Genomic DNA, 6,394 nt, shown 5'->3' with positions numbered 1-6,394 from the left:
GCTTTTGGCCTCGACCACTGAGCGGAAGACTCGCAGACTCTCGATGTAATCCATGGCGCACCTCGGGTAGGATCATGAGTGAATGGGTTTCGCGCGTAATGACGCGTCGTGACTTACCCACTCGCCGAATATGCCACCGAATGGTCAGGTGCGGGTTGGGCGATTTTGCTCTCCCCCACCCCTCGCGTTTGCTTCGGTACGCTAACTTTCGTTTGAAATGTTATTGTTAAAGCAACCTGGTAGCGGCGATACGCGCGATATCTGTCGGTGCTTTCCGCATGGCTAGGCGCACCGACGCTGGTCCGCGCCTAACCGCCGCTACTCATCGGGAGATAACCCGTGGCCAGCAAAGTCGCATTGATCGTAGGTGCGGGCGACGCGCTCGGCGGAGCCATCGCGCGCAGGTTTGCACGTGAAGGCTTTGTCGCTTGCGTGGTCCGGCGAGACGCCGCGAAGCTTGAGTCGCTCGTCGAAGCCATTCATCACGAAGGTGGCGAAGCGCGTGCTTTCGGCGTTGACGCGCGCAAGGAAGAAGAGGTCGTCAAGCTGTACGAAGCCATCGAGCGTGAAATCGGCCCCATTGAAGTGTCCGTATTCAACATCGGCGCGAACGTGCAGTTCGGCATCACGGAAACGACCGCGCAGAAATACTTCAAGGTGTGGGAAATGGCCTGCTTTGCCGGCTTCCTCGTAGGCCGCGAAGCGGCGAACGTGATGCTGCCGCGAGGCCGCGGTACAGTCCTTTTCACAGGTGCAACCGCGAGCGTTCGCGCTTCAGCAGGCTTCTGCGCATTCGCCGGCGCCAAGCACGCATTGCGTGCTCTCGCGCAGAGCATGGCGCGCGAGTTGGGTCCGCAAGGCATACACGTAGGCCACATTGTGATCGACGGCGCTATCGATACAGACTTCATCCGTACACTGTTTCCCGAGCGCTACAAGCTTAAGGAGGTGGATGGCATTCTCGACCCCGACCACATCGCCGAGAACTATTGGCATCTTCACAGCCAGCCGCGCACCGCGTGGACCTTCGAACTCGATTTGCGGCCTTACATGGAACCGTGGTAAAGCCCTCTTTAAAGGAACGGTGAAATGACCCGACAAGCGGTTTTCTATTTCGACGTAGGCAGCCCTACGTCATACCTCGCGCATCGTGCGCTACCGAAGGTTGCTATGGAAACCGGTGCGCAAATCGTGTGGAGGCCTGTCCTGCTAGGCGGGATTTTTCAGGCAACCGGCAATAAGACGCCGATGGATTGTCCGGCCAAGGCCAAGTGGATGATCGACGACCTTCAACGTTGGGCTCACAAACGCAACGTACGCTTCCAACACAATCCCTACTTCCCTATCAATACGCTCACGCTGCAGCGCGGGGCAGTCGCGTTTGAAGGCACCGACCTGTTCGACAAGTATGTTGAAAGCGTGTTTTCAGCGATGTGGGAATTCCCGAAGAACCTTGCCGACCCTGCGATTCTCGAGGCGACGCTCGTTGAAGCCGGTTTCGATGCCGGCCACTTCAGGGAACGCGTCGTTTCGCCTGAGGTAAAGGTAAAGGAAAAGCTCAAGCGAAACACGACAGAGGCTATTGACGCAGGCGTCTTCGGCTGTCCCACCATTGTTGTGGGCGGTACGCTGTTTTTCGGGCAAGACCGGCTCGACTTCGTCAGTGAAGCGCTGCGTGGGGTTTAACGCGAAATATCAGCATGCAACGTGAGTCGCAAAAGCGATCAACACATGGAAATGATTCGCTATACAAAGCGGCGTCATCACTTCTATAGTGAGCCGCGCATTTGCATACATAAGGAATAGGGAGACCCGTAATGTCACAGCCAATCTACCGAGGCGTATTTCCGGTGGCGCCCACCATTTTCGACGACGCTGGGCGCCTTGATCTTGACGGTCAGCGTCGGGCGATCGACTTCATGATCGACGCCGGATCGCACGGCTTGTGCATCCTCGCCAATTTTTCCGAACAGTTCGCGCTCACCGACGAAGAACGCAACGAGGTGCAGAGCACCGTGCTTGAACACGTGGCGGGCCGCGTGCCTGTGATCGTCACGACCACTCATTTCAGCACGCAGGTTTGCGCACAACGCAGCCGCGCCGCGCAGGATGCGGGTGCCGCGATGGTCATGGTGATGCCGCCTTACCATGGAGCCACGATTCGCGTCGGCGAGGCTGGCATACGCGAGTTTTACAGCCGTGTGTCCGACGCGATTGATATCCCCATCATGATCCAGGACGCGCCTGTCGCCGGGACTGCGCTTTCGGCGCCGTTCCTTGCATCGCTCGCCCGGGATGTGGAGCACGTGTCGTACTTCAAGATTGAGACGGCACAGGCGGCCTCCAAGCTGCGCGAGTTGATCGAACTCGGCGGTGACGCTGTCGTGGGTCCGTGGGACGGTGAGGAAGCAATCACGCTGATCCCTGATTTCGATGCCGGCGCAACCGGCGCGATGACAGGCGGCGGCTATCCGGACGGAATTCGCAAGATTGTCGACGCGTATGCGGCGGGCGATGTTGAAGGTGCTGCCGATCTCTATGAGCAGTGGCTGCCGTTGATTAATTATGAGAATCGGCAGTGTGGCCTGCTGGCGTGCAAGGCGCTGATGAAGGAAGGCGGCGTGATCCGCTCTGATAGCGCACGGCATCCGTTTGCGGCGATGCACCCGGCTACGCGTGCGGGGTTGCTGCGCGTTGCGCGCCGGCTTGATCCCTTGGTACTCCGTTGGGGCCACTAGGGGCTTAGGGGTTTAGGGCGGTGCTGCTTGCGGCGAGTGTGGGGCGAAGGTGGAGTCCTTCTGCTCGCCGCAGCGGCCGGTATATGTAGTATTTTCTGGGGCTGAAGATTGCAGGCAGCGACAAACAACCCGACGGACTGAGCGATAGTGATCGGTGTGCGTTCGCATTGAAGCCGAAGACCATATTACGAAAACCGGAGCGGTTCAGTTACGAGAAATGGCCGAAAAAGCCCCCGCGCCAGCTACGTTTGGGCCGGTCGGCGGACCGAGTCACGAGAGAACCGGTACGCCATATTCAATCCCGAATCATCCGTGTGGTGCTTTGGGGCGAACGAGCGGCGCGAGATTATGCACTGGTAGGCGTCACTGCGCTCCAAGCGTCTAAAAGGGCAACGCCCCGTTTCGGATGACTACATCCGCAACGGGGCGATGCGTTTTTTGCAACGGCCTAATTCGTTCGTCATCTCTCTATCGGTGTGGCGCAGAGATAACCGCAACCTCCTGGCGGGCATGTTGGTGAGAACTGTACGTCAATTTGATCCGATCCTTCCTGACCGTCTTTGACGTGTTGGACGACTTTACTTTCGACATAAGTGTCCGATGGCGTTACCCCCAACTGCGAAAGGAATTGAGTAACACTCTCTGCCCGCCGAGCTGCCAGAAGACGCGGTTCACGCTCTTCTACGGATGCGTAGCTATAAACTATGGCTTGAACACCGGGAACAGGCAAGCGACTTACGTCTATGAAAAGATTAGCTAAACGCAATCGGGCACCATTCGAAAGTCCAGCCGAATTGACAGCCATCTTCGATGACATTTGGAATGAGAAACTGCACGCAGCCGCATTTTCCGAACCAAAACAGAATACTGCACTAGTCAGTACAAAGCACATACCACGCGATGCTGTCCGCCTTAGCGATCGCCCGTTCCGGGTTTGATTGAGCGAGTCGACGCGTGTTGTACTGAGTATAGGCATGATCGAGGGAACCGAACGTATCGTGAAAGTGGGAGGCTTCGTGAACAATCGTAAGTTGCTTGGAGTCTAGCCTTCCCGCCGAGCGATCCGGAAGCTGGCAGAAATTCGGGCTTATCGATATGGTATGCGTCGCTGTATCCGGTGCGCAGACATGCGCGACTTCACCAGACAGATTCTTAAGATTGGGTGTGCATCCCGTCGCCAAGTCTGTATCCGGCGAAGAGCGAATGAAGTTCTTTGGCGCAAGGCCGACTAACACTTTGCTTAACCTGCCTAGTCCTTGAATCAGGCTAGCTCTAGTCGCTTCATCATTCGTTCCAAACCACGTCTGTACACGCTCCCTATCGATTGGGGCCCATCTGGTCAACTCGGTTAATCGCCGTTGCACAGTCGCATTTGCGTCGACGGTAAGCTTGAGTACGCTTTTACGAAACTCCGCATCAGTCATGTTCGGGCATATCGGCGCGGCGTTGAGATCGACGAATATGTCGACGACTGAATCCGGTGTACGGTTTGTCGTGGCAGTGCCTACTCCTACCCAATTTTCGTTTGGCATGTGTGTCTCTTAGTGTTGAATTGCTAGAGCAAGCCTCTCGGCTGCACTGGTTTTTACGCGTTGCGTCATTCCGTTGTTGTCGGTGACGCCCGCGAATGTCTCGCCTGACGGTTTTGTAATGACGTATGAAACACGGCCTAGTGGCTTTTGTGTTGCGCGATCGCGTAGCGTAAACTGCTGATCAAATGGCAGCGTTCGCTGCCCCGATTCGGACGGCGACTCAGGCTTATGTTCTGAGACATCGCCCATCGACTCAATCATGTCGTCATTACGGAAAGTGCTTTGCGTCGTCGCGATCATTCGCGGTGGTTGCGCACACTTGCAAAGCACGATGTCGCCTTCGTGCGCCACTTCCATACTGTGATGCCAATGACACCGGGGACCACCCGCCTTGGCGATAGGTCCGCTACTGTTGCATGCGTTGCAGTGGACCAGAGCGCCGATGTGGGCTGCTTGATGCTCCCGAATGTGGAACGGCGGCGCGGAATAAGGCTCGATCGTGCCGCCGGTTTCCGGTTGATCGCCCATACAAAGCAATAGACGCATCATGATTTTTGTTACCTCTCGGTTAGCGTGAGTAAGCGATTTCGAACAGAAGATTCGCCTGGCCCTCCGTTCTGACGCGCGCGGCATGGCCCATCGAGTCTGTTACGCCGGTGGCTACGACGCTTGAATTGTTCTTAACACGATAGGGGACGTTCGCCAACGGAGTGCCCGTGCGTCGGTCCCTCAACTTGAATCGTTCATCGTGGTGGCGATCGAGCGGTTTGCCAGCACTCGTGTATCCCGAGCGACCCAATTCGTCGTTATCGTAAGATTCGCTATGCGTGCTTTGGGAGGCAATTACTCGCGGTATTGGATCGCATTTGCACATACCGTAGTCGCCACTGAGTGCGCGTTGTTTGCCCATCCACAACCCAGGCCGTCGCGGACCGCTCGCGACAATCTCACCGGTCGATTTGCAAACGGGGCAATACAGCGCGGCACCGACAAAGGCAAGTCGAGGGCCCGCAAACCACGTGTGCTGGATGCCCTGAACGATCGTCGCGCCGCTAGACGTGTTATCTCCTTCTTTGATGTAGAAGCGGTACATAGCGTCCTTGTTTTTGGATAACGTGAGGTGGTCTTTAGTGTCCGGGAATTCGAAACGTTACCGATTGCAAAGAATTTCGACGATCAGTTTTCGCGTGCCTTCGGTCTTAATCCGTTGGGTGCATCCAGTCGAATCAGTTATGCCATCGGCGATAACGAAAGAACCGCAGCCTGTTAATCCTGTACGGGACATTTGGCAACAGTCGCCCGGTGCGTTGGTCGTGTAACTTTATTTGCTCGTCGCGGTGATAGAGCAACGGTTTGCCGTTAGGTCCGAAGCCCATCTCTGCCAGTTCATGGACTGCGTACGTTTCATAGGTGTCGTTTTGCGATGCGATCAAATGCGGCGTAGGTTCGCATTTGCATGCGCCTAAGTCGTTCTCAAGTGCCTGTTCTTTGCCCATCCAATCGTTCGGGAAGCGCGGTCCGACTCCGATAATGAACCCCAAGGACTACAAGCTGGGCAGAACAGTTGTGCGCCGACAAACGTTAGCGGCACGCCATAGTGGAAATCGTTATCGAAACCCTCGGTTACGATCGCACCGCTGGTTGTCCTATCTCCTTTCTTTATGAAATTACGTCGCATCGATTCGGCATCCTTTTTAAAAAATCGTCAGGATACTTTTATCGAGGACTTGGGCTAAGAGTCAATGAGACGCGTCCTAAAACGTAAATAAAAAAACAGGAAGTTCAACGAAGACATGCTCGATGGACGAAAAAAAACCCCGCGTCGCGGGGCTTAGTCTGGTCGTTTGTTAGTTGGAATTTGAAGCTGGCCCGGGCTTTAGTAGTCCGAGAACACGGATAGGCACTTATATACGGCCGTTGAGGCGAAGCGTGTGCGCGCCGTTGGTGCTTGAGGGGGGGTGTTCGACTGCGGGTTAAGTATTTGGGGCCGTGCTACGTTCGGGCCAAAAACCTGAAGTGAGCAATGACGACACTTAGGTATTCGCGGTTTGAACGCGTTTCTTTGCTTCGTTTCTTTGCGCGTTTGCAAAGAAATGAAGTCCCGCCCCGGATAGGGGCTAACAG

6 protein-coding genes are annotated in these 6,394 nt (G+C 55.8%); 3 read left to right on the top strand and 3 right to left on the bottom strand.

Annotated elements, in window-relative coordinates:
* Window positions 1–339: 339 nt before the first annotated feature.
* The 3 genes from WCA53_RS29770 to WCA53_RS29760 all read left to right on the top strand — a co-directional run bounded on the left by WCA53_RS29770 (window position 340) and on the right by WCA53_RS29760 (window position 2,738).
* Window positions 340–1,065 (top strand): SDR family oxidoreductase, encoded by a 726-nt coding sequence (locus WCA53_RS29770; RefSeq protein WP_423919750.1) that lies wholly within the window; start codon window positions 340–342, stop codon window positions 1,063–1,065.
* A gap of 24 nt (window positions 1,066–1,089) precedes the next feature.
* Entirely contained in the window at window positions 1,090–1,686 is a 597-nt protein-coding gene (locus WCA53_RS29765) for a 2-hydroxychromene-2-carboxylate isomerase (RefSeq protein ID WP_423919745.1), read from the top strand.
* Window positions 1,687–1,817: 131 nt separating this feature from the next.
* The gene (locus WCA53_RS29760) at window positions 1,818–2,738 is read left to right on the top strand and encodes a dihydrodipicolinate synthase family protein (RefSeq protein ID WP_423919741.1); all 921 of its coding nucleotides are present in this window, start codon (window positions 1,818–1,820) and stop codon (window positions 2,736–2,738) included.
* 872 nt (window positions 2,739–3,610) lie between these two features.
* Here the strand turns inward: WCA53_RS29760 and WCA53_RS29755 are convergent.
* The 3 genes from WCA53_RS29755 to WCA53_RS29745 form a co-directional block, all read right to left on the bottom strand.
* The gene (locus tag WCA53_RS29755) at window positions 3,611–4,162 is read right to left on the bottom strand and encodes a M35 family metallo-endopeptidase (protein ID WP_423919755.1); all 552 of its coding nucleotides are present in this window, start codon (window positions 4,160–4,162) and stop codon (window positions 3,611–3,613) included.
* A 117-nt stretch (window positions 4,163–4,279) separates the two neighbouring features.
* Window positions 4,280–4,819, bottom strand: coding sequence for a PAAR domain-containing protein (locus WCA53_RS29750; RefSeq protein ID WP_423919738.1), 540 nt, complete (start codon window positions 4,817–4,819; stop codon window positions 4,280–4,282).
* Between the two features lie 19 nt (window positions 4,820–4,838).
* Window positions 4,839–5,363 (bottom strand): PAAR domain-containing protein, encoded by a 525-nt coding sequence (locus WCA53_RS29745; protein WP_423919735.1) that lies wholly within the window; start codon window positions 5,361–5,363, stop codon window positions 4,839–4,841.
* Between the last annotated feature and the right edge of the window lie 1,031 nt (window positions 5,364–6,394).

Source organism: Caballeronia sp., from assembly GCF_049581465.1.
Classification (GTDB): Bacteria; Pseudomonadota; Gammaproteobacteria; order Burkholderiales; family Burkholderiaceae; genus Caballeronia.
This window is presented reverse-complemented; position numbering and strand designations above follow the sequence as displayed.

What these genes read in the sequence shown, in the direction of transcription:
- WCA53_RS29765 (WP_423919745.1), top strand. Translation starts at nt 1,090, where the DNA reads ATGACCCGACAAGCGGTTTTCTATTTCGACGTAGGCAGCCCTACGTCA.
- WCA53_RS29760 (WP_423919741.1), top strand. Translation starts at nt 1,818, where the DNA reads ATGTCACAGCCAATCTACCGAGGCGTATTTCCGGTGGCGCCCACCATT.
- WCA53_RS29755 (WP_423919755.1), bottom strand. Translation starts at nt 4,162, where the DNA reads ATGACTGATGCGGAGTTTCGTAAAAGCGTACTCAAGCTTACCGTCGAC.
- WCA53_RS29750 (WP_423919738.1), bottom strand. Translation starts at nt 4,819, where the DNA reads ATGATGCGTCTATTGCTTTGTATGGGCGATCAACCGGAAACCGGCGGC.
- WCA53_RS29745 (WP_423919735.1), bottom strand. Translation starts at nt 5,363, where the DNA reads ATGTACCGCTTCTACATCAAAGAAGGAGATAACACGTCTAGCGGCGCG.